Origin of the sequence: Pseudomonas sp. GM_Psu_1 (genome assembly GCF_026544185.1) — a bacterium.
Taxonomy (GTDB): Bacteria; Pseudomonadota; Gammaproteobacteria; order Pseudomonadales; family Pseudomonadaceae; genus Chryseomonas; species Chryseomonas oryzihabitans.
Window position 1 is genome coordinate 340,494 of sequence record NZ_JALNUX010000006.1, and the last position, 24,580, is coordinate 365,073.

25 protein-coding genes are annotated in these 24,580 nt (G+C 66.5%); 16 read left to right on the forward strand and 9 right to left on the reverse strand.

Annotated elements, in window-relative coordinates; translation table 11 throughout:
• Positions 1-56: 56 nt before the first annotated feature.
• Entirely contained in the window at positions 57-671 is a 615-nt protein-coding gene (locus tag OXS31_RS13310; RefSeq protein WP_144947352.1) for a pseudouridine synthase, read from the forward strand.
• A 9-nt stretch (positions 672-680) separates the two neighbouring features.
• Here the strand turns inward: OXS31_RS13310 and OXS31_RS13315 are convergent, their stop codons facing one another.
• Entirely contained in the window at positions 681-1,646 is a 966-nt protein-coding gene (locus tag OXS31_RS13315) for a HAMP domain-containing protein (RefSeq protein ID WP_074585015.1), read from the reverse strand.
• Positions 1,647-1,708: 62 nt separating this feature from the next.
• Positions 1,709-2,308, reverse strand: a complete 600-nt coding sequence (locus OXS31_RS13320; RefSeq protein WP_007161919.1) for a LysE/ArgO family amino acid transporter — start codon at positions 2,306-2,308, stop codon at positions 1,709-1,711.
• A 99-nt stretch (positions 2,309-2,407) separates the two neighbouring features.
• Here OXS31_RS13320 and OXS31_RS13325 point away from each other — a divergent pair, with 99 nt between their 5' ends.
• The 3 genes from OXS31_RS13325 (at position 2,408) to OXS31_RS13335 (ending at position 5,348) form a co-directional block, all read left to right on the forward strand.
• Positions 2,408-3,295, forward strand: coding sequence for a LysR family transcriptional regulator ArgP (locus OXS31_RS13325; RefSeq protein ID WP_027598524.1), 888 nt, complete (start codon positions 2,408-2,410; stop codon positions 3,293-3,295).
• 81 nt (positions 3,296-3,376) lie between these two features.
• Positions 3,377-4,321: an NAD(P)-dependent oxidoreductase gene (locus tag OXS31_RS13330; RefSeq protein ID WP_267399440.1), complete on the forward strand. Its 945-nt coding sequence runs from the start codon at positions 3,377-3,379 to the stop codon at positions 4,319-4,321.
• A 172-nt stretch (positions 4,322-4,493) separates the two neighbouring features.
• The gene (locus OXS31_RS13335) at positions 4,494-5,348 is read left to right on the forward strand and encodes an ATPase (RefSeq protein WP_074585017.1); all 855 of its coding nucleotides are present in this window, start codon (positions 4,494-4,496) and stop codon (positions 5,346-5,348) included.
• Here the strand turns inward: OXS31_RS13335 and OXS31_RS13340 are convergent.
• The 4 genes from OXS31_RS13340 to OXS31_RS13355 are packed head-to-tail and all read right to left on the reverse strand — an operon-like array spanning position 5,329 to position 9,951.
• A complete protein-coding gene (locus OXS31_RS13340) occupies positions 5,329-6,393 on the reverse strand; it encodes an ion transporter (RefSeq protein ID WP_267399442.1) in 1,065 nt (354 codons plus the stop codon). The genes OXS31_RS13335 and OXS31_RS13340 overlap by 20 nt on opposite strands.
• Positions 6,390-6,950, reverse strand: a complete 561-nt coding sequence (locus tag OXS31_RS13345; RefSeq protein WP_027603025.1) for a cob(I)yrinic acid a,c-diamide adenosyltransferase — start codon at positions 6,948-6,950, stop codon at positions 6,390-6,392. Before OXS31_RS13345 ends, OXS31_RS13340 begins: the two co-directional genes overlap by 4 nt.
• Positions 6,951-6,971: 21 nt before the next feature.
• On the reverse strand, positions 6,972-8,993 hold the full coding sequence (locus OXS31_RS13350) for an ATP-binding protein (RefSeq protein WP_027598529.1): 2,022 nt from the start codon (positions 8,991-8,993) through the stop codon (positions 6,972-6,974).
• A gap of 43 nt (positions 8,994-9,036) precedes the next feature.
• Complete coding sequence (locus OXS31_RS13355; protein ID WP_108582542.1) at positions 9,037-9,951, reverse strand: putative 2-dehydropantoate 2-reductase; 915 nt, start codon at positions 9,949-9,951, stop codon at positions 9,037-9,039.
• Positions 9,952-10,074: 123 nt separating this feature from the next.
• Here OXS31_RS13355 and OXS31_RS13360 point away from each other — a divergent pair, with 123 nt between their 5' ends.
• On the forward strand, positions 10,075-10,554 hold the full coding sequence (locus tag OXS31_RS13360) for a YajQ family cyclic di-GMP-binding protein (protein ID WP_017640080.1): 480 nt from the start codon (positions 10,075-10,077) through the stop codon (positions 10,552-10,554).
• Between the two features lie 98 nt (positions 10,555-10,652).
• Positions 10,653-11,525 (forward strand): mechanosensitive ion channel family protein, encoded by an 873-nt coding sequence (locus OXS31_RS13365; RefSeq protein ID WP_044342171.1) that lies wholly within the window; start codon positions 10,653-10,655, stop codon positions 11,523-11,525.
• 33 nt (positions 11,526-11,558) lie between these two features.
• Here the strand turns inward: OXS31_RS13365 and OXS31_RS13370 are convergent, their stop codons facing one another.
• On the reverse strand, positions 11,559-13,280 hold the full coding sequence (locus OXS31_RS13370; RefSeq protein ID WP_267399455.1) for an AmpG family muropeptide MFS transporter: 1,722 nt from the start codon (positions 13,278-13,280) through the stop codon (positions 11,559-11,561).
• Between the two features lie 28 nt (positions 13,281-13,308).
• Complete coding sequence (locus tag OXS31_RS13375) at positions 13,309-13,647, reverse strand: MGMT family protein (RefSeq protein WP_007161930.1); 339 nt, start codon at positions 13,645-13,647, stop codon at positions 13,309-13,311.
• A 240-nt stretch (positions 13,648-13,887) separates the two neighbouring features.
• Between OXS31_RS13375 and OXS31_RS13380 the strand changes: the two genes are divergently transcribed.
• The 10 genes from OXS31_RS13380 to pncB all read left to right on the forward strand — a co-directional run bounded on the left by OXS31_RS13380 (position 13,888) and on the right by pncB (position 22,847).
• Entirely contained in the window at positions 13,888-14,895 is a 1,008-nt protein-coding gene (locus tag OXS31_RS13380) for a DUF481 domain-containing protein (RefSeq protein WP_027598533.1), read from the forward strand.
• A 151-nt stretch (positions 14,896-15,046) separates the two neighbouring features.
• Positions 15,047-15,514: an FxsA family protein gene (locus OXS31_RS13385; RefSeq protein WP_027598534.1), complete on the forward strand. Its 468-nt coding sequence runs from the start codon at positions 15,047-15,049 to the stop codon at positions 15,512-15,514.
• A gap of 189 nt (positions 15,515-15,703) precedes the next feature.
• Positions 15,704-15,997 carry a co-chaperone GroES gene (locus OXS31_RS13390; protein WP_007161933.1) on the forward strand — a complete coding sequence of 98 codons (294 nt, stop codon included), beginning with the start codon at positions 15,704-15,706 and terminating at the stop codon, positions 15,995-15,997.
• A 39-nt stretch (positions 15,998-16,036) separates the two neighbouring features.
• Positions 16,037-17,677 (forward strand): chaperonin GroEL, encoded by a 1,641-nt coding sequence (gene groL / locus OXS31_RS13395; protein WP_027598535.1) that lies wholly within the window; start codon positions 16,037-16,039, stop codon positions 17,675-17,677.
• A 197-nt stretch (positions 17,678-17,874) separates the two neighbouring features.
• Complete coding sequence (locus OXS31_RS13400) at positions 17,875-18,549, forward strand: response regulator transcription factor (protein ID WP_007161935.1); 675 nt, start codon at positions 17,875-17,877, stop codon at positions 18,547-18,549.
• 2 nt (positions 18,550-18,551) lie between these two features.
• A complete protein-coding gene (locus tag OXS31_RS13405) occupies positions 18,552-19,841 on the forward strand; it encodes a HAMP domain-containing sensor histidine kinase (protein WP_027598536.1) in 1,290 nt (429 codons plus the stop codon).
• Positions 19,842-19,932: 91 nt separating this feature from the next.
• Positions 19,933-20,619: a class I SAM-dependent methyltransferase gene (locus OXS31_RS13410; protein WP_007161937.1), complete on the forward strand. Its 687-nt coding sequence runs from the start codon at positions 19,933-19,935 to the stop codon at positions 20,617-20,619.
• A gap of 28 nt (positions 20,620-20,647) precedes the next feature.
• Positions 20,648-21,346, forward strand: a complete 699-nt coding sequence (locus tag OXS31_RS13415; protein WP_027598538.1) for a lipopolysaccharide kinase InaA family protein — start codon at positions 20,648-20,650, stop codon at positions 21,344-21,346.
• Positions 21,343-21,561 (forward strand): hypothetical protein, encoded by a 219-nt coding sequence (locus tag OXS31_RS13420; protein WP_027598539.1) that lies wholly within the window; start codon positions 21,343-21,345, stop codon positions 21,559-21,561. Before OXS31_RS13415 ends, OXS31_RS13420 begins: the two co-directional genes overlap by 4 nt.
• A gap of 83 nt (positions 21,562-21,644) precedes the next feature.
• On the forward strand, positions 21,645-22,847 hold the full coding sequence (pncB, locus tag OXS31_RS13425) for a nicotinate phosphoribosyltransferase (protein WP_027598540.1): 1,203 nt from the start codon (positions 21,645-21,647) through the stop codon (positions 22,845-22,847).
• A gap of 202 nt (positions 22,848-23,049) precedes the next feature.
• Here the strand turns inward: pncB and OXS31_RS13430 are convergent, their stop codons facing one another.
• Positions 23,050-24,510, reverse strand: coding sequence for a protein adenylyltransferase SelO (locus tag OXS31_RS13430; RefSeq protein ID WP_267399459.1), 1,461 nt, complete (start codon positions 24,508-24,510; stop codon positions 23,050-23,052).
• Positions 24,511-24,580 lie beyond the last annotated feature (70 nt).

The window sequence follows — 24,580 nt, forward strand, 5'->3', positions numbered from 1 at the left end:
CGGACGAATAGACTGGGCGGTCCAGATTACCCTTTGGCTAGCCGCCGTCGATCCCCATGTCGCGAAATACCCGCTCCACCCCCGGCCAGCGTCCGCGTCGCCAGGCCAAGGCACCGCCGGTCACACCGCGGTTGCTGCTGCTCAACAAGCCCTTCGATGTGCTCACCCAGTTCGCCGACGCCGACGGCCGCGCGACCCTGAAGGCCTATGTCGAGGTACCGGGCGTCTATCCCGCTGGCCGCCTGGATCGTGACAGCGAAGGCCTGCTTCTGCTGACCAACGATGGCCAGTTGCAGGCGCGCATCGCCGATCCCCGGCACAAGCTGCCCAAGACCTACTGGGCCCAGGTGGAGGGCACACCTGGAGAAGAGCAGCTGCAGCGCCTGCGCCAGGGCGTCGAACTCAATGACGGCCCCACGCTGCCGGCCGAGGCCCGCCTGCTGGCAGAGCCGCCAGCGCTCTGGGAGCGCGATCCGCCGGTGCGCTTTCGCAAGAGCGTGCCGACCGCCTGGATCGAGCTGACCATTCGCGAAGGGCGCAATCGCCAGGTGCGGCGCATGACCGCCGCGGTGGGCCTGCCGACCCTGCGCCTGGTGCGCGTCCGCATCGGCCCCTGGACGCTGGACGATCTGGCGCCGGGCGCGTGGCGCGAGGTGCCGGCGCAGCTCTAGCGGCGGAGCTCAGTCCTGCCGCTGGCTGGCGGCCTCCTTTAAATCGCCGGCGATGTCGGCGAGACGGCGGCTGACGTCCTTGAGCACCTGCGGATCGACCTCTCGCGGCGGCTGTCCCGGCTCGGTCACCAGCTGATTGGCCAGCAGCGCGCTCAGGGCGCCCACCTCGCCGGCCTGGTGGCGCAGGTCGTGGGTGTGCTGCACGGCGGCGTCGCGCAAGAGATTGGTGCTGAGGACCAGGCGCCCCATTTCGTCATCGCGGCCGCCGGGCAGGCGCTCGCCGAAACGCCCGCGCGCCAGCAGCCCCAGTTGCCGGGCGCAGGCCACCAGCGGATCCACCAGCCGCCGCTCCACCAGCCGTATCCCGAGGAACAGCAGGCTGCCGCCACAGAGCAGCAGGGCGAGGCCGGCGAGCAGGATGTCGCGCTGCGCCTCGGCGCGGATGGCGGCGATCTGCGCGGCGGTGCGTCCGTGCAGGTCGTCGACCAGGGCGGCGAAGCCCTCGGCGGTCTCGCGGTCGATACCACGGACCTCGGCATCGCCGCGACGCGGATCGCGATCATGGGCGAGATAGGCGGCCTGGCCGGCGCGATAGCGCTCGCCCAGGCGTTGGTGCTGGGCCCGCAGCGCCTGGAGCCGCGGTTGCAGATCGGGATCGACGCTGCCGGTCAGTTGCTGCAGACGCCGGTCGACCTCCGCCTCGCGGGTCAGGAAGGCCTGCCAGTAGCGCTCGGCCGTCGTGGCATCGCCGCCGCGCAGAAGAAAATTCTTCCACTCCTGGACCTGGATCTTGAAGATCAGGTGGGTGTCGTCAATCTCCACCAGGCGCTCCAGCGGGCCTTCGATCAGGTGCTGGTAGCGATGCAACTCGCGGGAGAGCAGGCCGAAGCCGGCCAGGGCGATCAGCAGCATCAGCAGCAGACTGCCGCCGAACAGGAGCAGGCTCTGACTGCGGAGCGAGCGGGCGAAGGGCATGAGGACTCTCGACAGGAAACGCAGAGCCGCAGCTTAGGGCGCTCGCCCGGGGAAGGCCAGCCTCAGGTCGAGACCAGCAACTGGGCGGCGACGGCGAACATCACCCCGGCCACCAGCAGATCGATCAACCGCCACACCCCTGGGCGGGCCAGGTAGGGCGCGGCCCAGGCGGCGCCTAGGGCGAGGCCGAAGAACCACAGCATAGAGGCCGTGGCCGCGCCGAACACATAGGCCAGGGGCGCGGCCTGCTGGCTGCCCAGGGAGCCCACCAGCAGCACCGTGTCCAGATAGACATGGGGATTGAGCAGCGAGACCGCCGCGGCGGCGAGCAGCGCCTGCCGCCTGCTGCGTGGCTCCGCCGCGGCCAGGGTGCCCATGGCTGCCGGCCGCCAGGCCCGACGCAATGCCTGGGCGCCATACCAGAGCAGAAAGGCCGCGCCGCCCCAGCGCAGGATATCCACCAGCAACGGACTGTGCTGGATCAGCGCGGCCAGGCCCAGTACCCCGGCGGCCACCAGAATCACGTCGCAGGTAAGGCAGAAGGCGGCGATGGCCAGATGGTGCTCGCGGCGCAGCCCCTGGGCCAGCAGATAGGTGTTCTGCGCGCCCAGCGCCATGATGAGACTGGCCATGGTCAGGAGGCCGGTGACGTAGCTGTTCATTGCGGAAGTGGTGCCCTGTCGTGCTGGATTGGCTGCCACCTTGCCGCGTCCAGGTGTATAAGAAAAACCAATATTCCTTATGCAGCATTAGCTGAATCGATGATCGACTACAAGTTGCTGGAAGCCCTGGCAGTGGTGGTGGAAGAGGGCGGTTTCGAGCGGGCGGCGCGGCGCCTGGGGCTGTCGCAATCGGCGGTGTCCCAGCGCATCAAGCTGCTCGAAGCCCGGGTCGGCCAGGCGGTGCTGGTGCGGGAGACACCCCCGCAGCCGACGGCGCCGGGTCTGCGGCTGTTGCGCCATATCCAGCAGGTGCGGCTACTGGAAGCCGATCTGGGCAGCGAGGTGCCGGGTCTGGCCGAAGAGGCGCCGCAGCGCCTGCGCATCGCCCTTAACGCCGACAGCCTGGCCAACTGGTGGCCGCTGGCGGTCGGCCCCTGGGTCCGGGCACAGCGGGTGTTGCTGGATCTGGTGGTGGAAGACCAGGACGTGGTGCTCCGACGGATGCGCGCCGGCGAGGTGGCGGCCTGCCTCTGCGCCAACGGCCAGCCGCTGGCCGGCGCACGGGTCAGCGCCCTGGGCGCCATGCGCTACCGGGCCCTGGCCAGTCCGGAATTCCGCGCTCGGCAACTGGCCGCATTGCCGGATCCCCAGGCCCTGGCACGGGCGCCGGCCATCGTCTTCGGCCCGGATGATCGCCTGCAGCATCGCTATCTGGAGCAGCTCGGCGTCACCCAGACCTTCGACTACCACCTCTGTCCTTCCGCCGAGGGCTTTCTGCAGATGACCCTGGGTGGCATCGGCTGGGGTCTCCTGCCGGATATCCAGAGTGCGACCGCCCGGGCGCGGGGCGCGCTGGTGGATCTGGCGCCCGGTCACTGGGTGGACGTGCCGCTGTTCTGGCATCACTGGCGCAATGGCGGCGCCGCCTTGCAGGCCCTGACCCGGCACCTCGAACAGGTCGCCGGCCAGTGGCTGGTGCGCGACTAGCGGCGTCTATCGAAGGCTTTGGTTACACTGGCGGATGGGTCGCCCCGGGCGACCGCGGACAGCTTCGGGAATCCCAGCGACATGCGTATCTTGATTACGGGCGCCAGCGAGCCGCTCGGTGCGGGCCTGGCCTGCGACCTGCTCGACCGCGGCCAACTGGTGCGGGTGCACGGCCGCCCCGGCGCGACCCTGGACGCCCTGGTCGAGCGCGGCGCCGACTATCACCCGGCCTTGCTCGACCAGCCCGCGCAGGTGGTGGCGCTGTGCGACGACATCGATGCCATCGCCCACTGTACCGATGTGGCCGGCGTGCCGAGCGCAGCCGATCTCGACCACGGCCAGGTGCTGATCGAAGCCGCCCTGCAGCAGCAGGTCGCGCAATTCGTCTATGTCTCGTCCGCCCGCGTCTACGAGCGGGGCGGCGAAGCGCTCAAGGAAGACCAGGTGCCGGCCAAGCCCGCCAGCCGCGAGGCCCAGCGCCGTCTGCAACTGGAGCGCCTGGCCCTGGCCGCCGGCGAATTCGGCCCCCAGGTCACGGTGTTGCGGCCGGCCCAGGTGCTCGGCCTGGCCGATCGCGACTGGGCGCGCTGGTTGCTGGAAAGGGCCAAGGCCAGGCAGCTGGGCCGCAGCGGCAACGGCCTCAATCGCTGGGACTTCACCAGCGCCGGCAATCTGCGCAAGGCCCTGGTGACCTTGCTGCTCAGGCAACCGGCCGCCACCCAGGGCAAGGTCTTCAACCTCAGCGATGGCCAGCCGCTGGTGTGCTGGGATGCGATCAACTTCCTGCTGCGGCGCTTCGAGCTGCCGCCGGTGGTCGAGCGCAAGGCCTTCGATCCCCGGCGTCTCTATGCCCGCCTGCGCACCCCGGGTCACGAGTCGCGCTGGCCCGAGCTGCTCGACAGCCCCTTCACCCTGGACATCCGCGCCGCCCAGGAGGCCTTCGGCTACCTGCCCGAGGCCAGCTCTTGGAACGCCCTGGAAGAATATCGCCCGCGGGCGCCCCAGGCCCGCAGCGGCCCGGTCTAGTACCGCACCAAAGGCACTCGGGATATGGCATGCTGGCGCTTTGCTATCGGCGCAGACTGCGTTTCGGCGCACGCTCCCGGGGTGAATCCGTCTGCGCACGGCCTCGCGTCGGCGCCGACGGCCGTTATACTGGCCGCGATTTCGTCTTCCTGCCTTTGCTCACAGGTCTGCCATGCGCAACGATCTTCTCGATGAAATGGATAACGTCCCGAGTCTGACGCCGGAGCGTGACGATCGCCGTCCCGCGGGTCGCCGGTCGGTCGAAGCCGAGGAGGTCTATCGCGAGCCCACGGCCGGTCATGCGCGCGCGGTACGCCGTGGCCCGTCCACCGCGCCGCTGTGGGTGCTGGTCGCGGCCCTGACTCTGGCCCTGGCCGGGGTCGCCTGGTGGAGTCATCAGCAACTGGTGCTGATGCAGGAGCAGGTAGTGGCCACCCAGGAAAACTTCGCGCGCATCAGCGAAGACGCCCAGGGTCGCCTGAGGGACATCTCCGGCAAGCTGGTGGAAAGCGAATCCTCCGGTACCACCAGTCGCGAGGCGCTGCTGCTGCAGGTCAAGACCTTGCAGACCAAGGTCGCCGAACTCACTCGCCAGCAGCAGGGGGTGACGGACAACCAGCAGGCCCAGGACAACCGTCTGCAGAATCTCTCCACCGCGGTCCAGACGGTGCAGACCGGCAGTGGCGAGGTGGATACCCGCCTCAAGGCCCTGGCCGATGAGCAGACCGCGCTGAAGAACGGCCTGGCGCAGACCGCCAGCCTGACCGAGCAGGTCGCCAGCCTTACCGCGCAGAACAAGGCGCTGCAGGCCGACATCGCCGCGCTGAAGAAGCCCAGTGCCCAGAATCAGGCCCTGGGCGAGATGCAGCAGGACCTGCTGGTGCTGCGCAGCGAGCTGGACGCCCGCCCGGTGGGCCCGGACAGCAAGGAATTCGATGCCTTCCGCCTGCAGACCACTCGCAACATCACCACCCTGCAGACCCAGGTGCAGAATCTGCAGCAGCAGATCAGCGCCGGGGCGCGTTGATCGGATCGATCTCGCTGCGCTGCCATTCCTGCGGCCAGAGCTCGCCATCGAGTTGATCGAGCCGGCGCTGCAGGACCTTCTGCTTGAACACCTCGAGGATCTCCACCAGCACCTCGTCCAGGGCATTGTCCTGAGCGCCGCTGGGCAGACTCTGATCGAAGCCGTGATCGGCCAGGCGACTGGCCAGGGCGCGGAAGTCGCGGGTGCGCAGGCTGGCCGCCGCCTCCCTGACCAGGCCGTTGACGATGTCGGTAAGCACCCCGTCCAGGGTGTCGGCCAGGCGCTCGCCCATGGGTAGCCGCTTGAGCCGGGCCAGGTCGGGATTCTCGTCCAGGGCGCGCTGCACCACGTCGCCGACCAGGCGCTCCAGGGTGGCGCGATTCTGGCTGTAGCCCTGTTCCACCATGGTCTGAATGCGCAGCGCCATGCCGTCGATCAGCCGCTGCTTGCGCGGGCGGATGACGCGGTCGATCACGCTCTGGGAGAAGTCGTCGCGGGTGGTGAGTTCGTCCTGCAGTTCGCCGCAGATCTTGATCATCACCCGATCCGACAGGTCTTCCATGAGCAGCTGGTAGTAGTGGTTGAACAGCCGATAGGGCCGCCAGCCGCGCATGTCGATCAGCCTCAGGCGTTGCAGGCGCAGCAGCAGCGAGACGATGCGCAGCGCCCGCAGCAGGCGGAAGCCGCCCAGGGGGATGCAGCCGAGCACGTCGTACCAGTGGATGAAGGGGTAGTGGTACCAGCGCGCGTGGCGGCGTTCGATCACCGCCACCAGCCAGCCGAGCAGCACGTCGGCGATGAAGAAGGCGACGAACACCAGGTCGATGCGGGTGAAGTGGGCGTGGATGCGTTCGCCATAGAAGGCGTGGAAGCCGGGCAACACCGCAGCCAGGGCCTGGTTGAGCGGTCCCAGGGCATAGAGGCTGTCGAACAGGATCAGCGCCAGGTTCACGCAGACCAGGATCAGGATCAGGCCGTCCCAGAGCGCCAGCAGCCCCTCGTGGCGGCGCGGCGGTGGCGCGGCGGGCGCGGCCGGCGCGCTCATGGCCGCGCGGCCTGCCAGAGCACCTCGCTCACCCCCTGGCGCCGGGCGACGATGCGGGCGGCGACGAACAGCAGGTCGGACAGGCGATTGAGATAGGGCAAGCCCTGGCCCTCCAGCGGCTCCACCGCATGCAGGCTGCGGCAGCGGCGCTCGGCGCTGCGCGCCAGGGTGCGGCAGACATGGGCCTGGGCCACGGCGCGCGAGCCGCCGGGCAGGATGAAATTCTCCAACGGCCCCAGCTCGGCGTTCCACCGATCGATGGCGCCCTCCAGGCGTTCGATCTCCACCGGTTGCAGGGCGCGATAGCTGGGCATGGCCAGTTCGCCACCGAGGTCGAACAGGCGGTGCTGACAGGGCGCCAGAAGCTCGCTCACCTCGGCCAGGCGGGCGTCCTCGGCCAGCTCGGCGAGCAGCAGACCCAGGGCACTGTTGAGCTCATCCACCGCGCCGATGGCCTCGATGCGCGGATGGTCCTTGGGTACCCGGCTGCCGTCGGCCAGGCCGGTGTCGCCGGCGTCGCCCTGGCGGGTGTAGATCTCGGTGAGGCGAAAACCCATGGCGCAGCTCCTGATGAGGTCCTAGGCCGCGTCGAAGTCGGCCTGGACGAGGGGCAGGCGCAGGGTGAAGCAGGTCCCTACGCCGGGCGTGGAGTGCACCTCCATCTGCCCCTTGTGGTTGTTGGTGATGATGAAATACGACACCGACAGGCCCAGACCGGTGCCCTGGCCCACTTCCTTGGTGGTGAAGAAGGGCTCGAAGATGCGCTTGCAGATGTCCTCGGGGATGCCGATGCCGTTGTCTTCCACCTGGATCTCGGCCCAGCCGCCGCGCAGCTTGGTGCGCAAGGTGATGCGGCCGTATTCGCCTTCTTCCTCGTCGTCGCGCAGGTGGATGGCCTGGGCGGCGTTCTTCAGCAGGTTGAGCAGCACCTGCTCCAGTTCGTTGCCGATCACCGGCACCGGTCCCAGCGCCGGATCGAATTCGCGGATGATCGACAGGGTGCGGAAGTCGAAGCCCTCGGCCAGGTCGAAGTCGTTGCCTGCGATCTCGATGGCCTGATCGATCAGCGGCGGCAATTCGCTGGCTTCCATCTTGCGATTGCTGCGGCGACTGAAGGCCAGCATGTGGCTGACGATCTTGGCCGCGCGGCTGCCGGCCTGGTGGATGCCGTCGAGCAGCCGCGGGATCTGCCGGCTCTCCAGGTAGCAGTTCACCGCATTGAGCTCGACACCGGATTCGGCGGCCTGCTCGACGTTCTTCGGCAACTCCGGCGACAGCCGCCGGCGGATGTTCTGCACGTTGTGCAGGATGGCGCCCAGCGGATTGTTGATCTCGTGGGCCATGCCGGCGGCGAGGCCGCCCACCGAGAGCATCTTTTCCGACTGCACCATCATCTCTTCCATGTTCAGGCGCTGGGTGATGTCGTCGATGCGGATCACCACGCCACGCCCGGCGCCGCCCATCAGCGGGTAGAAGGTCAGGGTGTAGTGGCGCGGGGTATCGGTCAGCGCCCAGGTCACCCGTTCCACCTTTTCCACCCGCAGCAATTCGGCGGTGCGACTCAGTTGCGGCAGGAACGGCTTGAGCGAAGGAAAGGCCAGGAACACCGGCTGGTTCAGGGCCTCGTCCAGCTGGGTGCCGGAGAGGTGGGTGGCCTCCTGGTTCCACTGGGTGACGTAGAACTGCTCGTCCACGGCGATCAGTGCCGAGGGCATGGAGTCGATGATGCTGTTGAGGTAGTTCTGGAAGCCGGTGAGCTTCTTCTCGATCTTGCCGCGGACCTGCACCTCCAGCTCCAGCTTGCGGTTGGAGCGGCGGGTCTCCTCGGCCAGGCTCTGGGCCTGCAGCACCGCGTACTGGGCGTCGTCGCGGGCGCGCTTGAGTTGCTGCTCGCGGCCCTGGATGCGGCCGAGCATGGTGTTGAAGGATTCCGCCAGGCGGCCCAGTTCGTCTTCGCTGCCCTTGCTGGCGCGCAGCGAATAGTTCTCCTCGCGGGTCACCTGGCGCGAGAGTTCTTCCAGTTCGCGGATCGGCAGGGTGATGAGTCTCTTGATCTGCCGCGCCACCACCAGCCAGAGCAGGATACTGAAGGTCAGGATCGCCAGACTGGCGGTCAGGGTGCCGCGGTAGAAGGCCCCCGGCAGTTCGCTGCTGGCCACCAGCAGCAGATGCCCGGGAGCGCCCTCGGGACGCGGCAGCTCCACCAGCAGATTGGTGCGGAATTCGCGCAGGCGCCAGGTCTGCAGCTCTTCGAAGCGCGCCGGCACCTGCAGGCGATCGCCATTGTGCAATTCGGCCAGGCGCTGGCCCTGGCTGTCGTAGACCGCGGCCAGGCGCAGCGGCGCATAGCCGTCGAGCTGGCGCAGCTGCACCTCGGCCGCCGCCGGCGAGGCCAGCACCTCGCGGCTGAGCACCGGGCTGGCGAACAGCCGGCCCAGGGTCTGCAGCGCCTGGGGTGCCACGCTCTCCTGGGAGATCCAGTAGGCGGCGCTGATAAAGGTCACATTGGCCACCACCAGCACCGCGATCATCATCACCAGCAGGGCAGCCAGCAACTTGCGGCCGACCGGGAGATTCTTCAGGCGTTTGGCGAGGATCATGGCGCAGCCGTGGCAACAGGGAAGCGGGCAGGGTAGCCCGCTGCTAATCGACGGGCAATCCACGCTCCGCGAGCCGGACCTGCAGGCGCTGCTGCAGCTCGGTCAGGTGCGGCACCGGCAGGCGCAGCCGTCCGGCGATCGGCAGGGCGTGGCCGAGCAGGTAGCTCACCTCGGTGCGCTGGCCGCGCTCCACGTCCTGCAGCATGGAGGATCTGTTGTGGGCGGTGGCGGCGATCACCGCCTCGACCTCCTGTTGTAGCCCCTGAGCCGCCGGGGCAAGGCCCATGGCTTCCAGCAGCGCCGCCAGTTCGTCGCAGAGCGCCGTGACCTCCGGCAGATGCTGGCGCAGTTCGCCGTTGCGGCAGCGATAGAGCACGGTCAGCGGATTGATGGCGCAGTTGATCGCCAGCTTGCGCCACAGGCGGGCGTCGATGTCGTCGGTCCAGCGCACCGGGAAACCCAGCTCGGCGAGGGTATCCAGCCAGGGCGGCGGGGTATGGCTGCCGAGCTGGTCACCGATCCAGATCTGCCCGGCACCGGCCGCGACCACATGGAAGTCGGTCTCGCGATAGGCCCCCTCGGTGGTGCTGGCTCTCAGGCAGCGCGCCCGCGGGACCCGGGCGGCCACGGCGTCCTGGCTGCCCAGGCCGTTCTGCAGCAGCAGGATCTCGGCTTCCGGTTCCAGGCGCGCGGCGACGCTGGCGATGGCCTCTTCGGCGTCGTAGCTCTTGCAGGCGAGGATCAGCCGGCGGATCGGATTGCCGGCCTCGGGCGTCTCGGCCGGCAGCGGATAGAGGCTGGTGGTGTCGCCTTCGCTGAGTTGCAGGCCGCCGCGGGCGCGATACTGCGCCAGGCGCGTGCGATCGCGCAGGATCAGCCGGACCGGCTCGCCACCGCGAAACAGCCGCGCGGCCCAGAGTCCACCGAGACTGCCGGCGCCCAGCACGTGCCAGCTCACAGCTGTGACTCCAGTGTCGATTCCTTGCGCATGGTCGGATTCCTGAGGAAGAGGGCCAGTCGTTATAATGGTCGGTCAGGCTGCAGCGTCAAGGCTGCCCCACCCCAACCGAGGAGAAAATCCATGCCTTCCTTCGACGTCGTATCGGAGCTGGACAAGCACGAAGTCACCAACGCCGTGGACAACGCCATGAAGGAGCTCGAGCGCCGGTACGACCTGCGCGGCAAGGGCAGCTTCGAGGCCAAGGACCTTACCGTCACCCTGACCGCCGACGCCGATTTCCAGCTCGAGCAGATGCTGGAGATCCTCAAGGTCAACCTGGCCAAGCGCAAGATCGACGTCCAGTGCCTGGAGGTCAAGGACGCCTATGCCTCCGGCAAGACCGTGAAGCAGGAGACCACCCTGCGCGAGGGCATCGACAAGGAGCTGGCGAAGAAGATCGTCGCCCTGATCAAGGACAGCAAGATCAAGGTCCAGGCCGCCATCCAGGGCGAACAGGTGCGCGTCACCGGCAAGAAACGCGACGAATTGCAGGAGGTCATCGCCCTGCTGCGCGGCCAGTCCCTGGGCATGCCGCTGCAGTTCGACAACTTCCGCGACTGAGCCGCGTTTCGGAACCTCTCGGGCTACCGTCCGTCGCACATAGGGCGCCGCCATTCAGGCCGCGCCCGACTTTTTTCTTGTGCGTGGAGAGGTAGACGATGGATTTGAGTGCCCAGACCGATCACCTGCTGACGGCCTTCATGGCCTGGCTACCGGTGATCCTGCAATATTGCGGCAAGGTGGTACTGGCCCTGATCACCCTGTGGATCGGCTGGTGGATCATCAATCGCCTGACCGGGCGACTGGCCGCGCTGTTCACCGCGCGGCACATGGACCAGGCCCTGGAAACCTTCGTGGTGACCCTGGTCAACATCGGTCTCAAGGTCATGCTGGTGATCAGCGTCGCCTCCATGATCGGCATCGCCACCACCTCCTTCGTCGCCGCCCTCGGCGCCGCCAGCCTGGCCATCGGCCTGTCGCTGCAGGGCAGCCTGGCCAACTTCGCCGGCGGGGTGCTGATCCTGCTGTTCCGGCCGTTCAAGATCGGCGACTACATCGAGGCCCAGGGTGTGCAGGGCACCGTGGATTCGATCCAGATCTTCCACACCGTGCTGCGCACCGGCGACAACCGCACCGTCACCGTGCCCAACGGCAACCTGTCCAACGGCATCATCACCAACCAGTCGCGCCAGGCGACCCGGCAGATCGTCTTCGACGTCAAGGTCGGCTACGACGCCGATCTGCAGAAGGCCAAGCAGGTGCTGGCCGACATGGCCAAGGATCCGCGGGTGCTGGAGACGCCGCCGCCCGCCATCGTGGTGGCCGGCCTGGGCGACACCTTCATCACCGTGTCGCTGCGCTGCTGGACCGCCAACAGCGATTTCTGGGGCACCCAGTTCACCTTCAACGAGCAGATCCGCGATCGCCTGCGGGCCGAAGGCATCGACATCGCGCTGCCCAGCCGGGTGGTCAAGGTGATCGACGACAAGGGCGACGAGCGCGCCACCGCGGCCGCGCGCGGCGAAGCCTAGGGCAGGCCGGGGTGGCCGCGGGCCGCCCCGTTCTCAGTGGCCGCTGCCGGAAGGACCGCTGGGTATCGCGGTCCGCCGCTGGCGCAGCCAGAGCACCGCGATCAGCAGCAGCGTCGGCACCCCCATCAGGGCGGTCAGCGAGAAGAACGAGCTGTAGCCGACGTACTCGACCATGGCTCCCGAGTAGCCGCCCAAGAGCCGCGGCAACAGCAGCATCAGCGAGCTGAGCATGGCGTACTGGGTGGCCGAGAATCTGAGGTTGGTCAAACTCGACAGGTAGGCGACAAAGGCCGAGGTGGCCATGCCGCCACTGACGTTGTCGGCGCAGATGGTGGCGATCAGCAGCGGCACGTTGGCGCCGGTGGAGGCGATCACCACGAACAGCAGATTGGTTAGCGCCGAGGCGGCGCCGCCGAGAAAGAGGATCGGCAGGATCCCCACCCGGGTGATCAGCACGCCGCCCAGGCCCGCGCCGAACAGGGTCATGAACACCCCGAAGATCTTGCTGACCCCGGCGATGGTTTCCTTGCTATAGCCCACGTCGATATAGAAGACGCTGGCCATCACGCCCATGACCGTGTCCGACAGCCGATAGGTGGAGATCAGGCCGAGCAGCAGCAGCGCCTGCCACTGGTAACGCTGGATGAATTCGGTGATGGGCGTCAGCACCGGTGCCATCAGCCGGCGCCCCGGCGCGGTGAGGCAGAGCCAGGCGATCAGGCCGTACATCAGGCCGCGCGGCCAGTAGCCGCCGGCCAGCGCCGACAGGCCACCCGTGACGGCGACGATGAGCACGATCAGCAGGATCACCGAGACCATCTGGTGGACGAAGTCGAAGCGCGGCAGCTCTTCGGCATTGGCCGCATCGCGCAGTCGCAGCGGTTCGCGCATGCGCCGCATGAGATCGCTCAGCGGCTTGGAGCAATAGCGCCCCCAGGGCGACAGGCAGCCGACGATGAACAGGCTGTAGAGCAGGGCGCGCGGCCAGGCCTGGGCGATGGCGGCATTGATGGCGGCGGGGATGGAGACCAGCATCACCAGCAGCAGGGCGACCGCCACCAGCTGGTGATTGAAGCCGAAGCGCGATTCCGCCATGGCCATGGGCGCCACCGGCTCGGGCTCGCGGATCAACAGGCTGGTGACCAGGCCGGGCAGGACCAGCAGGGCGAACAGCATATAGGTGGTGGCCCAGGCGTTCTGGCTGTAGCCCAGGCGGGACGAGCCCAGCTCCTCGGCAAGAAACAGCGCCCCGGCGCTGGCCAGCAGGGCGGCGATTCGATAGCCGGTCATGTAGCAGGCGGCGAGGGCCGCCTGGCGGTCGTCGTCGGCGATCTCCAGGCGATAGGCGTCTACGGCGATGTCCTGGGTGGCCGAGGCGAAGGCCACCAGCACCGCCAGGGCGATCAACTGCTCCAGGTGCTGCTGCGGATTGCACAGCGCCATGCCGATCAGCCCCAGACCCACCAGGATCTGCGACAGCACCAGCCAGGAGCGGCGACGGCCGAGCTTGCCGATCAGCGGCAGCTTCCAGAGGTCGAGCATGGGCGACCAGACCCACTTGAAGGCATAGGCCAGGCCGATCCAGCTGGCGTAGCCGATGGTCTCGCGACTCACGCCCGCTTCGCGCAGCCAGACCGACAGGGTGGAAAACACCAGCATGGCCGGCAGGCCCGCGGCGAAGCCCAGCAGCAGCAGGGCCAGGCAGGCCCTGGATTTGTAGGTGGTGACGGCTTCACGCCAGAAACGTGCAAACATGCCCTTGGGCTCGGAAAAAACGCGCACTCTACTCGACACTCTCAGCTGGATTCCACCGGTACCGACGCATGTCCACCCGGTCCTCGTGCAGCAGCACGCCCTCGGCCCGCAAACGCTCGCGTTGCTCCCGGCCGGAGGGGCTGTCGCGGGTCAGGCTCGGGCGGCCGTCCGCGGCGATCACCCGGTGCCAGGGCAGGGCACTACCCTCGGGCAGGCGTCCCAGCACCCAGCCCACCCAGCGCGCGCCGCGACCGAGGCCGGCGAGCTCCGCCAGCTGGCCATAGCTGACCACCCGTCCCGCGGGAATGGCGGCCAGCGCCAGGAAGACGGCCTGACGCCGGGGTTCGAGGGGAGGGGATGCGCTCATGACGCCCTGCTGCTCCGGGGGAGAAGAGTGCCAGTGTGCCGAAAAGTTTGGTTACGGTGGTGCTGAAACGTGTCGAGCTGCCACATTCTCCCAAGACGTCCGACCTTTGGGCAGTATTTGCGGAAACTTGCCTAACTTTTACCCAGGAACGGTTGCGCGGGTCTCCGGCACCCGGATAATCGCGCCCCTCTCGTTTCGTTACCTTTCCACCCAAGTCCACCCAAAGGTGTCCTGGTGCCCATGCGTTTTCGATTGCTCTCCTCGCTCGCGCTGTTGTCACTCGCCTCCTTCGCCCATGCCGATACCGTCTGGCTGAAGAACGGCGACCGCCTGACCGGAACCATCAAGCTGCTCGACAGCAAGAAGCTGCTCCTGCAGACCGAATACGGCGGCAACATTCCCCTGTCCTGGGACAAGATCAAGACCCTGCAGCGTGACAAGCCCGTCATCGTCCAGCGCGGCAAGTACGAACCCGATTTCCCGGTGGAAAGCCTCAAGCCGGCCGACGACGGTCAGGTGGTGGTCAGCACCGCCGATGGCCAGCAGACCGTGCCCCTGGCCAGCATCACCCAGATCGTGCCGCCGCGTCCCTTCCTGCGTGACTTCGCCTGGAAGGGCAACATCGACGCCGGCTTGGACTACATCAGCTCGTCCCAGGACAGCGAAAAGTACGACATCGACTTCAAGACCCAGGCGCGGCACGGCATGTGGCGGCACAACGCCAACGGCAGCTATGACCGCTACAAGACCGACGACGTGGTCTCGACCAGCAAGTACGGTCTGCAGTACGCCCTGGATCGTTTCTTCGACGAGAAATTCTTCTGGCAGGGCCGCGCCGAATACAAGCGCGACTGGATCCAGGACCTGGCCAAGCAGCGCACCCTGGGTACCGGTCCCGGTTACCAGTTCTGGGACAACGAACTGGGTGCCTTCTCCCTTACCGGCCTGCTCAACCACAACCGTTACGAGTACTCGGACGGCGGCTCCGACCAGTTCCTCTCGGCGAGCGTGAAGTGGGACTACAACCGCTACCTGTACGGCCAGACCATCCAGTTCTTCACCAATGGTGAACTGGGCCGGCCGCTGGACAACACCGCCAACTTCACCTTCGACGGCGATGTCGGCCTGAGATACAAGGTGACCAACTGGGCGTCGCTGAACCTTAAGGCGTCCAAGGAACTGACCAGCGGTGCCGAGGGCAACGTCAACCAGACCGAGTACACCGCCGGTGTCGGCGTGTCCTGGTAACGTCATGTTTCCCTAGGCAGGCGCCAATCCGTCAAGGCCGCGATTTTCGCGGCCTTTGCGTTTCCGGGCGGCGTCGGGCGGCCACCTTGAAATCGGCTCGGCCGCCTCCATCTCCTGACTTTCAACCGGCTTCCACCGTGAAGGACCCGAGATGCGCGTGACCGCCTTACTCTTCTTGCTGTTCCCCTTTGTGGAACTGGCCGTACTCATCAAGATCGGCAGCGAAATCGGCGTGCTCGCCACCTTCGCCCTGCTGTTGCTGAGCTTTCTGGTCGGCGTCGCCCTGCTGCGCGTCGCCGGCTTCACCACCCTCTGGCGCATCCGCATGCGCCTGGCCCAGGGGCAGATGCCGGAGCAGGAGGTCATCCAGGGTCTGACCCTGGCGATCGCCGGCGCCCTGCTGATCTTTCCGGGCTTCATCAGCGATGTCCTGGCGCTCGTCTGCCTCCTGCCGGTGACCCGCAAGGCCTTGCTGGGCGCGGTGATCGGCCGGGTGACCCGGCGCAACCCCGGTGCCCAGGGCTACCAGGGCCATCAGCCGGGCTCCGGTCAGGCCGCGCCCCATCGCCCCGAGGTCATCGAAGGTGAAGTGGTGCACCGCGACGAGCAAAAGCACTAAAAATTTTGCCCCCCGCCCTTGAAATGCCTGGCGACAACCTCATGTAGCGGACACCGCAAGGTTGTCGCCGCAAGGCGAGCAGGTTTCGCGTCCTGTCATGCACGGGGCGCACCCGGCGCAGCCGGTAAAAACAAACTGCCGATGCAGTCATCGGCGCTGGAAACACTTAGAACTTTGGGAGATACGACAATGGCGCTTCGTCCTCTGCATGATCGCGTTGTGATTCGTCGCAGCGAAGAAGAGACCAAATCCGCTGGCGGCATCGTGCTGCCGGGCTCGGCTGCCGAAAAGCCGAACCGCGGTGAAGTGGTTGCCGTAGGCACTGGACGCGTGCTGGACAACGGTGATGTCCGTGCTCCGGCGGTGAAAGTGGGTGACAAGGTGGTTTTCGGTCCCTATTCCGGCAGCAACGCCATCAAGGTCGATGGCGAAGAACTGCTGGTGATGGCTGAGTCCGAAATCCTGGCCGTCATCGAAGGCTGATCCCCGCTCACTTTTCGAATTTCTTAGAGGAAACAGAACATGGCTGCAAAAGACGTCAAATTCGGTGACTCCGCGCGCAAGAAGCTGCTGACCGGTGTCAACACCCTGGCCGACGCCGTCAAGGCCACCCTCGGCCCGAAAGGCCGCAACGTAGTGCTGGAGCGTAGCTTCGGTGCTCCCCTGATCACCAAGGACGGCGTTTCCGTCGCCAAGGAGATCGAGCTCAAGGACAAGATCGAGAACATCGGCGCCCAGCTGGTGAAAGACGTGGCCTCCAAGGCCAACGACGCTGCCGGTGACGGCACCACCACCGCCACCGTGCTGGCCCAGGCCATCGTCACCGAAGGCCTGAAGTCCGTGGCCGCCGGCCTGAACCCGATGGATCTGAAGCGCGGCATCGACAAGGCCACCGCGGCCGTCGTCGCCGAGCTGAAGAACCTGTCCAAACCCTGCGCCGACAGCAAGGCCATCGCCCAGGTAGGCACCATCTCCGCCAACTCCGACGACAGCATCGGCAACATCATCGCCGAAGCCATGGAGAAGGTCGGTAAAGAAGGCGTCATCACCGTCGAAGAAGGCTCGGGCCTGGAAAACGAACTGTCCGTCGTCGAAGGCATGCAGTTCGACCGTGGCTACCTGTCGCCCTACTTCATCAACAAGCCCGACACCATGTCGGCCGAGCTGGACAGCCCGCTGCTGCTGCTGGTCGACAAGAAGATCTCCAACATCCGCGAACTGCTGCCGGTGCTGGAATCCGTCGCCAAGGCCGGTCGCCCGCTGCTGATCGTCGCCGAAGACGTCGAAGGCGAAGCCCTGGCCACTCTGGTGGTCAACAACATGCGCGGTATCGTCAAGGTCGCTGCCGTCAAGGCGCCCGGCTTCGGTGATCGTCGCAAGGCCATGCTACAGGACATCGCCATCCTGACCGGCGGTACCGTCATCTCCGAAGAAGTCGGCCTGAGCCTGGAAAGCACCACCCTGGAGCACCTGGGTCAAGCCAAGCGTGTGGTCCTGAACAAGGAAAACACCACCGTCATCGACGGCGCTGGCGTCGAAGCCGACATCCAGGCCCGTATCAAGCAGATCCGTGCCCAGGTTGAAGAAACCTCTTCCGACTACGACAAGGAGAAGCTGCAAGAGCGTCTGGCCAAGCTGGCTGGCGGTGTTGCCGTGATCAAGGTTGGCGCTGCCACCGAAGTCGAGATGAAAGAGAAGAAGGCCCGCGTTGAAGACGCCCTGCACGCGACCCGTGCTGCGGTGGAAGAAGGCGTGGTGCCTGGCGGCGGTGTCGCCCTGGTGCGTGCCCTGGAAGCTCTGAAAGACCTGAAAGGCATCAACGAAGAGCAGAACGCCGGTATCAACATCCTGCGTCGCGCCGTCGAAGCGCCCCTGCGCCAGATCGTGACCAACGCCGGTGACGAAGCCTCCGTCGTGCTGGACAAGGTCAAGCAGGGCAGCGGCAACTATGGCTACAACGCCGCTACCGGCGAATACGGCGACATGCTGGAATTCGGCATCATCGACCCGGCCAAGGTGACCCGCAGCGCGCTGCAGGCCGCTTCCTCCATCGCCGGTCTGCTGATCACCACCGAAGCCATCGTGGCTGAGCTGCCGAAAGACGACGCAGCCCCGGCCATGCCCGACATGGGCGGCATGGGTGGCATGGGCGGCATGATGTAAGAACCGCTCCGGCCCTAGGGCCGAGCCGAACCCCGGTGCTCCTCGCGGACACCGGGGTTTTTTATGGCCGGTGATCCTCGATGCTCCCACCCAGCGCGCCGCCGCTGCGCTGGTCGCGGTCGCCGGGGCCGGTTAGGCTCTGTGCCGAACAGACGACAACGAGGCCCGCAGCGGACTCGGGCAATGAGGTCAGCGACATGCGTATCCTGGTGGTAGAAGACAACAAGGACATCCTCAGCAACCTGCTGGATTACCTCAGCCTCAAGGGCTACAGCGTGGATTGCGCCCAGGATGGCTTGTCCGGCCTGCACCTGGCCGCGACCGAGCACTATGATCTGCTGATCCTCGACATCATGCTGCCCGGCATCGATGGCTACACCCTCTGCCAGCGGTTGCGCCAGGATGCCCGCCGCGACACCCCGGTGATCATGCTCACCGCTCGCGATCAGCTCGATGATCGCCTGGAAGGCTTTCGCTCCGGCGCCGACGACTATCTGGTCAAGCCCTTCGCCCTGTCCGAACTGGCCGCTCGCGTCGAGGCGGTGATGCGCCGGGCCAAGGGCGGCGGACGCCGCCAGCTGCAGGTCGCCGATCTCAGCTATGACCTGGACACCCTGGAGGTCAGTCGCGCCGGCAAGCCGCTCAAGCTCAATCCCATCGGCCTCAAGATCCTCGCCCTGCTGATGCAGAAGTCGCCCCACGTGGTGCGGCGCGAGGTGCTGGAAGAGGCGGTATGGGGCGAGGACTACCCCGACAGCGACAGCCTGCGCAGCCACGTCCACCAGTTGCGCCAGGTGATCGACAAGCCCTTCGAGCAGCCGCTGCTGCGCACCATTCACGGGGTGGGCTACAAACTGGTCGAGCAGGAGTAGCCATGGAATACCACCTGAGCCTGTCACGGCGGATCGTCATCGCCTTCGTGCTGATGACCTTCCTGGTCGGCGGGGTGTTTTCCCTGGGCATCGTCGCGGTGGTGCACACCGTGGAAGAGCGGCTGATCTCCACCGACCTGCGCAACGAACTGGAGCGCATGGTGCAGCGCGACATGAAACGCGGCGGCCAGCCGGTGCTGGACCCGGACATGCGCCTGTATTTCGTGCCCCTCGCCGAGGTGGCGCAGTTGCCTGCCCACCTGCGCGAGTTGCCGGCCGGCTTCAGCGAGGTGGAGGAGGACCAGCAGTACTTCTATGCCTATGTGGCCGAGCTGGAGGGCAATCACTTCGTCCTGCTGCAGAACCAGAGCGACTTCGAGGCGCGCGAACGGCTGCTCTACAAGGTGGTGCTGGTCGGCTTCCTGATCAGCGTGGCTCTGGCCTGGCTGCTGGGCTGGGCGCTGTCGCGGCGGGTGATCGCCCCGGTGGTGCGGCTGGCGCGTCAGGTGCGCCGGCGTGATCAACTGCTCGATGTGACGCCGCCCCTGGCGCCGGACTATGCCAAGGACGAGGTCGGCGAGTTGGCCGGCGCCTTCGACGACGCCCTGAATCGCCTGCGCGCCGCCCTGGCCCGGGAGCGGCTGTTCACCAGCGACGTCAGCCACGAGTTGCGCACCCCGCTGATGGTGATCAATTCCTCCTGCGAATTGCTCGAGGCCACGCCGGACCTGCCAGCCCGGGCGAAGGGGCCGCTGGAGCGCATGACCCGCGCGGCGCGGGAGATGCAGGAGCTGGTCCAGACCTTTCTCGCCCTGGCGCGCAATCAGGGCGACAACGACACCCAGGCGCCGCGTGCCACCCTGGCCCAGGTGGCGCGGCGCCAGACGCAGGAATGGCAGGCGGCGGTTGAAGCCAAGGGCCTGCAGTGGCGGCTGAGCGTGGCGCCGGAGGCCGACCAGGCGCTCTGGCACGAGCCCTTCCTGCGCTCGGTGATGAGCAATCTGCTGCGCAATGCGCTGCACTATACCGAGCGGGGCTATATCGGCCTGCAGGTCGGAGCGGACGGCTTCGTGGTGGAAGACAGCGGCGTGGGCATTCCCGAGGAGCAGCGCGAGGCGATGTTCCAGCCCTTCGTGCGGGGCGCCGAGGGGCGTGGCGAAGGCCTCGGACTGGGGCTGTCGCTGGTCCGCAGGATCTGCCAGCTGCAAGGCTGGACCGTGACCCTGGGTGACAGCGCGGCGGGTGGCTGTCGCTTCGAGATAGCGCTGGGCAGCGACAGCCTAGCGGACTGAGGTTACAGAATTTTCACAACGCCTTGACCGCGGTTTGACAGCGGCCTGGGTAGGGTGGCGGCACTTCTCCACTCCCTCAGGAGCCGCCTCCGTGAAAGCGCCCATCGACCTGCCCTTTTCGCAAAAGTACGACGCCGACCACGCCCGCCAGTATTTTCTGAAGCATCAGGACGGCCTGGCCCGGCGCCTGTCCAACTGGCGCGACCAGCAGCTCGCCCGGCAGGCCCTGAGCATCGCCGGCCAACCCAATCTGGTGCTGGATCTGCCCAGTGGCGCCGGCCGCTTCTGGCCGCTGCTGGCGGAGAAGCGCAATCGCTTGATCATCGGTGCCGACTACTCGGAAAACATGCTGGCCACCGCCCGTGAACAGCAGCCCGCGGACGTCGTGGCCCGGGTGAAGACGCTACAGACGTCGGCTTTCGCTATCGACCTGTCCGACAATTCTGTAGATTGCATCTTCTGTATGCGTTTGTTTCACCATGTGGGCGAATCGGCGGACCGTCTGGCCCTGCTGCAGGAGTTCCACCGGGTGACCCGCGACAGCGTCATCCTGTCGCTGTGGGTGGACGGCAACTTCAAGGCCTGGCGGCGTCAGGCACTGGAACGTCGTCGCAAGGCTCAGGGCCGCGACCGCGGCGGTTATCAGAACAGATTCATCGTCGAGCGCAGCCAGTTCGAGGCGGAAGTCGCCCAGGCCGGCTTCGTCGTCGACCGGGCCCTGGACTTCCTGCCGGGCTATGCCATGTGGCGGGTCTACGTCCTGCGCAAGGCCAATTGAAGCTATTTCAGAATAAGAGAGGCAGCCGATGGGAGCCGTGACGCAAGGCGAAGAGCGTTTCGATCGCTGGTGGAATACCGCGGGCGACTGGGTGGAAGCGCCCAACGTCCGCCGTGGTGGCGAAAGCGGTGTCCAGCGCCTGCAACTCCCTGACGGTACCCTGGCCTACGTCAAGCGCCAGGTCGGCCACCTCTATCGCAGCCTGCGTCACCCCCTGGGGCGTCCCACCGCCCTGCGCGAGCGCGATGCGCTGATCGCCTTTCGCGATCTGGGCATCCAGGTTCCCGAATTGCTGTTCTGCGCTGCCCAGCATGCCCAGGGCGGCTGGCGCGCCCTGCTGGTGAGCGCGGCCCTGGAAGGCTACCAGGACCTCGATCACTGGTATGCCGAAGGCGGTGGCAAGGCGCTCAGCGAGGCCGAGCACGAGCGGTTCCTGGCCACCCTCGGTGAGGTGCTGGCGCGCATGCACCGGCATCGCTGGCAGCACGGTTGCCTCTATCCCAAGCACATCTTCGTCGCCGAACGAGCCGGTCCCCAGGGCAAGGAATTCTCGGTGGCCCTGCTCGATCTGGAGAAATGTCGCCAGCGCCTCGGCATAGACACGGCCGCTCGTCGGGATATGCTGCAATTGCGCCGCCATTCGTCGTGGAATGCTGCGCAATGGCGAACTCTCCTCTACGTTTACCAACAGGCGTTGGGACGGAAGATCAGAGGGTTGGAGCCATGACTTCACAAATTACTCGAGGTTTGCTGATCGCGGCTTTCTGCGGGGTCACTACCCTGGCCTATGCGAGCTGGCTACGGCCGGCAGCTGCAGTGGTGGGCAGCGAGGGTCTGGACTACTGCCAGACACCGGTCGCCCGCAGCCTGACCACCTCCAGCACCGGTAGCCAGGACCTGCTGCTGTTTCTCTTCGGCATGACCCAGACCCACAACCGCTAGGCCCCCGGGCGGTCAAGCGCCTTTCGCTTCCTCGGCAAGTTGGGCATCCTGTCGTCTGACTTCTAGCTGCCGAGCCCCCGCCAATGATGGCCGATAGTTTTTCCGAGCAGGCCGTGCAGAGCCTGCTGGACACCGACTTCTACAAGCTCACCATGATGCAGGCCGTCCTGCACAACTATCCCAATGCGGAAGTCGAGTGGGCCTTTCGCTGTCGCAACGACGAAGACCTGCGTCCCTACCACGCGGCCATTCAGGCCGAGATCGATGCCCTGGCCGATGTCGCCATCAGCGACAGCCAGCTGGCCTTTCTCGAGCGCATCCCCTTCATCACCCCTGACTTTATCCGCTTCCTGCGACTGTTCCGTTTCAATCCCTCCTATGTGTTCCTCGGTGAGGAGGAGGGGCGCTTCACCCTGACCCTGAAAGGCCCCTGGCTGCACCTGATCCTGTTCGAGGTGCCGATCCTGGCGCTGATCAGCGAGGTGCGCAATCGCCAGCGCCATGCCGACCTGCCGCTGCAGGTGGCCCGGGATCAGCTCTATCGCAAGTTCGACTGGCTGGCCCGGGAGGCGGGCGCCGACGAGCTGGCCGAATTCAAGATGGCCGACTTCGGCACCCGGCGGCGCTTCTCCTATGGCGTGCAGGAGATGGTGGTGCGCAGCCTCAGGGACGACTTCCCCGGTCGCTTCGTCGGCACCAGTAACGTCCACTTGGCCTGGAAGCTGGGCGTCGCGCCCCTGGGTACCATGGCCCACGAGTGGCTGATGGCGCACCAGCAACTGGGTCCGCGGCTGATCGACAGCCAGATCGCCGCCCTCGACTGCTGGGTACGGGAGTATCGCGGACAACTCGGCATCGCCCTGACCGACACCATCACCATGGAGGCCTTCCTGCGCGATTTCGATCTCTACTTCGCCAAGCTGTTCGACGGCCTGCGCCATGACAGCGGCGATCCCCTGCAGTGGGCGGAAAAGGCCATCGCCCACTATCAGCAGCTGGGCATCGACCCCCTGACCAAGACCCTGGTGTTTTCCGATTCGCTCAATCTGGAAAAGGCCCTCGCCCTGTTCCGGGCCCTGCGCGAGCGGATCAACGTGAGCTTTGGCATCGGCACCCATTTCACCTGCGACATCCCGGGAGTACAGCCGATGAACATGGTGCTCAAGATGAGTCGCTGCAACGGCCAGCCGGTGGCGAAGATCTCCGACGCCCCGGGCAAGGCCCAGGGCGGCGAGCCGGACTTCCTGCACTATCTGCGGCACGTCTTCCAGGTCAACGGCGCCTAGATACGGTTAGCTCTCAGAGCCTTTTTATAATCTCGCGAGCTAGAGACAAACAAGGCCTGGGCGGCCCCGCAAAAAGGCTTGAGGAAGCGGACCGGGCTCGCGCGCGAGTTTACGAGTGGTAAATGAGCATTCCGACGGGGCTGGCCTTCCAGAGCCTTTTCAACGCAGTTTGGCCGACGCGCAGCAGGTTATAAACAGGCTCTCAGGACGAGCAGCTGATCTCCAGGTGCTTGCCCCAGTCCGGCGGCCGCTGGGCGAAGCGTTCGCGTCCCGGCTGGGCTTCGAAGGGGCGTGACAGCACCTCGTGTAGCAGGCGCACCTCGCTGTAGTCGCCCGCTTCGGCCTGCTCGATCGCCTGCTGGGCCAGGTAGTTGCGCAGCACATACAGCGGATTGACCGCGTTCATGCGGGTGGTGCGCTCGGCCGCCGCGCCGCCTTCGGCGTCCAGGCGGGCGCGATAGGCCTGGCTCCAGTCGTCGAAGCCGCGCAGGTCGATGAAGTCCTCGCGCACCCGGGCCAGCGCCGCGGCGGGTTCGTCTTCGCCCAGCTGGCGGAAGAACAGGTGATAGTCCACACCGCCCTGCTGCATCAGGGCCAGCAGGCGTTCGACCAGTTCCTGGTCTTCGTCGTGCGCTTCCTGCAGACCCAGACGCCGGCGCATCAGGTCGAGGTAATGCGCCTGATACAGCGGCAGGAAGAGCGCGATGCTCTCCTGCAGCGTCTCGACCGCCACCTTGGGTGTCAATGCCTGGGCCAGGGCCGCCAGGTTCCAATGGGCGATGGGCACCTGGTTGCTATAGGAGTAGCGCCCCGTGTGATCGGAGTGGTTGCAGATGAACTGGGCGTCGAAGTCGTCGAGAAAGGCGAAGGGGCCGAAGTCGAAGGTGAGACCCAGGATCGAGAAGTTGTCGGTGTTCATCACCCCGTGGCAGAAGCCATAGGCCTGCCAGTAGGCGATCAGCCGGGCGTTGCGTTCGACCACCTCGCGAAACAGCGCCGCCCAGGGTTCCGGGGTGCCCAGCAGGTCGGGGAAGTGCGCGGCCAGGACGTGTTCGCCCAGTTGCTCCAGCAGCGAGTGCTGGCGGGTGTAGTAGAAGTATTCGAAGTGGCCGAAGCGCACATGGCTGGGGGCCATGCGCAACAGGGTGGCGCCGGTTTCCAGCCGCTCGCGCACCACCTGGGTGCTGGAGCCGATCACGCACAGCGCGCGGGTGGTCGGGATGCCCAAGGCGTGCAGGGCCTCGGAGGCGAGGAATTCGCGGATCGATGAGCGCAGCACGGCGCGGCCGTCGCCCATGCGCGAGAAGGGCGTGAGGCCGGCGCCCTTGAGGTGCAGATCCCAGTGCTCGCCGCGGTCGTTGACCACCTCGCCCAGCAGCAGGCCGCGGCCATCGCCGAGGCGGGGGTTGTAGGAACCGAACTGATGGCCGGAATAGACCATTGCCCGGGGCTCGGCGCTGTCCCAGAGCTGGGCCCCGGCGAACACCTGGGTGAACTCGGGCGTCTCGGCCACCGCCGGATCCAGGTCCAGCAGGGCCAGGGCGGCGGACGAAGCGACCACCAGCCGCGGATCGTCCAGCGGCCGGGGGTCGATACGGGTGGAGAAGTCATCGCCCAGGCGGGCGAATCTGTTGTCGAAGGTCAGGTCGAGCAGCTGTTTCATGGGTATCCCAGGGGCTGTAGAGCCTTTCCATAATCTCGCGAGCTAGAGCCAAACAAGGCGAAAAGGGCTG